Source organism: Rhodococcus sp. CX, assembly GCF_015865005.1.
Classification (GTDB): Bacteria; Actinomycetota; Actinomycetes; order Mycobacteriales; family Mycobacteriaceae; genus Rhodococcus.
Map to the genome: position 1 here is coordinate 19188 of NZ_JADZGH010000072.1, position 3110 is coordinate 22297.

Consider the following 3110-nt stretch of genomic DNA (forward strand, 5'->3'; position numbering starts at 1 on the left):
CGAGGTCGAGCGGTCCCTGCGCGTCCTCGACGGCGCGGTCGCCGTGTTCGACGGCAAGGAGGGCGTCGAGCCCCAGTCCGAGCAGGTCTGGCGCCAGGCTGCCAAGTACGACGTTCCGCGCATCTGCTTCGTCAACAAGATGGACAAGATGGGCGCGGACTTCTACTTCACCGTGCAGACGATCATCGATCGTCTCGGTGCGAAGCCGCTGGTCCTCCAGCTTCCGATCGGTGCCGAGGATGCCTTCGACGGCGTCGTCGACCTCGTCGAGATGAAGGCCATCACCTGGCGCGGCACCGTCGAGATCGGCGCCGAGCCGACGATCGAGGAGATCCCCGCCGAGCTCGCCGACAAGGCTGCCGAGTACCGCGAGAAGCTGCTCGAGACCGTCGCCGAGTCCGACGAAGAGCTCATGGAGAAGTACTTCGGCGGCGAGGAACTCACCGTCGCGGAGATCAAGGCTGCCATCCGCAAGATGACCGTCAATTCCGAGCTGTACCCGGTGCTGTGCGGCTCCGCGTTCAAGAACAAGGGTGTTCAGCCCATGCTCGACGCGGTCATCGACTATCTGCCGAGCCCGCTGGACATCGGCGAGGTTCAGGGCACCAAGCTCGGTGACGAGGAGGAGACCCTCACCCGCAAGCCGAGCAAGGACGAGCCGTTCTCGGCTCTGGCCTTCAAGATCGCTGCGCACCCGTTCTTCGGCAAGCTGACCTTCGTCCGCGTGTACTCCGGCCGGGTCGAGCCCGGTGCCCAGGTGCTCAACGCCACCAAGGGCAAGAAGGAGCGCATCGGCAAGCTGTTCCAGATGCACGCCAACAAGGAGAACCCGGTCGACGAGGCCGTCGCGGGCCACATCTACGCGATGATCGGCCTGAAGGACACCACGACCGGTGACACCCTGTGCGCGCAGGACGCCCCGATCGTCCTCGAGTCGATGACCTTCCCGGACCCGGTCATCCAGGTCTCCATCGAGCCCAAGACCAAGTCCGACCAGGAGAAGCTGGGCACCGCGATCCAGAAGCTCGCCGAAGAGGACCCGACGTTCTCCGTCGAGCTCGACGAGGAGACCGGCCAGACCGTCATCGGCGGCATGGGCGAGCTCCACCTCGACATCCTCGTCGACCGCATGCGTCGCGAGTTCAAGGTCGAGGCCAACGTCGGCAAGCCGCAGGTCGCGTACCGCGAGACCATCACCAAGCCGGTCGAGAAGCTCGAGTTCACGCACAAGAAGCAGACCGGTGGTTCCGGCCAGTTCGCGAAGGTCATCATCGCCCTGGAGCCCTTCAAGGGCGAGGACGGCGCGACCTACGAGTTCGAGAACAAGGTCACCGGTGGCCGCGTGCCGCGCGAGTACATCCCGTCCGTCGACGCCGGTGCGCAGGACGCGATGCAGTACGGCGTGCTCGCCGGCTACCCGCTGGTGAACGTCAAGGTCACGCTCCTCGACGGTGCGTACCACGACGTCGACTCGTCGGAAATGGCGTTCAAGATCGCCGGTTCGCAGGCCCTGAAGGAAGCTGCCCGCAAGGCTGCTCCGGTCATCCTCGAGCCGCTCATGGCTGTCGAGGTCACCACCCCCGAGGACTACATGGGTGAAGTGATCGGCGACCTCAACTCCCGCCGTGGCCAGATCCAGGCCATGGAGGAACGCAGTGGTGCCCGTGTCGTGAAGGCGCTGGTTCCGCTCTCGGAGATGTTCGGTTACATCGGTGACCTGCGGTCGAAGACCCAGGGCCGGGCGAACTTCTCCATGGTGTTCGATTCCTACGCAGAGGTTCCGTCGAACGTCTCGAAGGAAATCATCGCCAAGGCGACCGGCGAGTAACCTTCGGGTTATCCCCTCGGTCACCTGCACGACCAAGTAATAAAACCGCACTGCTGCATACTGCAAGCAACAACAGTCCAGGAGGACATTCCAGTGGCGAAGGCGAAGTTCGAGCGGACCAAGCCGCACGTGAACATCGGCACCATCGGTCACGTCGACCATGGCAAGACCACCACCACGGCTGCGATCACCAAGGTGCTGGCCGACAAGTACCCGGATCTCAACGAGAGCTTCGCGTTCGACCAGATCGACAAGGCTCCCGAGGAGAAGGCTCGTGGTATCACGATCAACATCTCCCACGTCGAGTACCAGACGGAGAAGCGCCACTACGCGCACGTCGACGCTCCGGGTCACGCCGACTACATCAAGAACATGATCACCGGTGCTGCCCAGATGGACGGCGCGATCCTGGTCGTGGCCGCCACCGACGGCCCGATGCCGCAGACGCGTGAGCACGTGCTGCTCGCCCGCCAGGTCGGCGTGCCCTACATCCTCGTCGCCCTGAACAAGGCCGACATGGTCGACGACGAGGAAATCCTCGAGCTCGTCGAGATGGAGGTCCGCGAGCTGCTGGCCGCCCAGGAGTTCGACGAGGAAGCTCCGGTCGTCCCGATCTCGGCTCTCAAGGCGCTCGAGGGTGACCCGAAGTGGGTCAAGTCCATCGAGGACCTGATGGACGCTGTCGACGAGTCGATCCCGGACCCGGTCCGTGAGACCGACAAGCCGTTCCTGATGCCCGTCGAGGACGTCTTCACGATCACCGGTCGTGGCACCGTCGTCACCGGCCGCATCGAGCGCGGTGTCATCAACGTGAACGAGGAAGTCGAGATCGTCGGTATCCGCCCGACCTCGACCAAGACCACGGTCACCGGCATCGAGATGTTCCGCAAGCTGCTCGACCAGGGCCAGGCCGGCGACAACGTCGGTCTGCTGGTCCGCGGCATCAAGCGCGAGGACGTCGAGCGCGGCCAGGTCGTCGTCAAGCCGGGCACCACGACTCCGCACACGGAGTTCGAGGGCCAGGCCTACATCCTCAACAAGGAAGAGGGCGGCCGCCACACGCCGTTCTTCAACAACTACCGTCCGCAGTTCTACTTCCGTACCACGGACGTGACGGGCGTTGTGACCCTTCCCGAGGGCACCGAGATGGTCATGCCGGGCGACAACACCGAGATGTCGGTCGTCCTGATCCAGCCGGTCGCTATGGACGAGGGCCTGCGCTTCGCGATCCGCGAGGGTGGCCGCACCGTCGGCGCCGGTCGCGTCACGAAGATCATCAAGT

General features: G+C 64.4%; 2 protein-coding genes. Both read left to right on the forward strand.

The features are described from left to right. On the forward strand, window positions 1-1828 hold a 1828-nt coding region (fusA, locus tag I0Q12_RS08190), incomplete at its 5' end, for an elongation factor G (protein WP_231610254.1). 93 nt (window positions 1829-1921) lie between these two features. Beyond that, window positions 1922-3110 (forward strand): elongation factor Tu (tuf, locus tag I0Q12_RS08195; RefSeq protein WP_197251460.1); only part of this gene is annotated, 1189 nt, incomplete at its 3' end.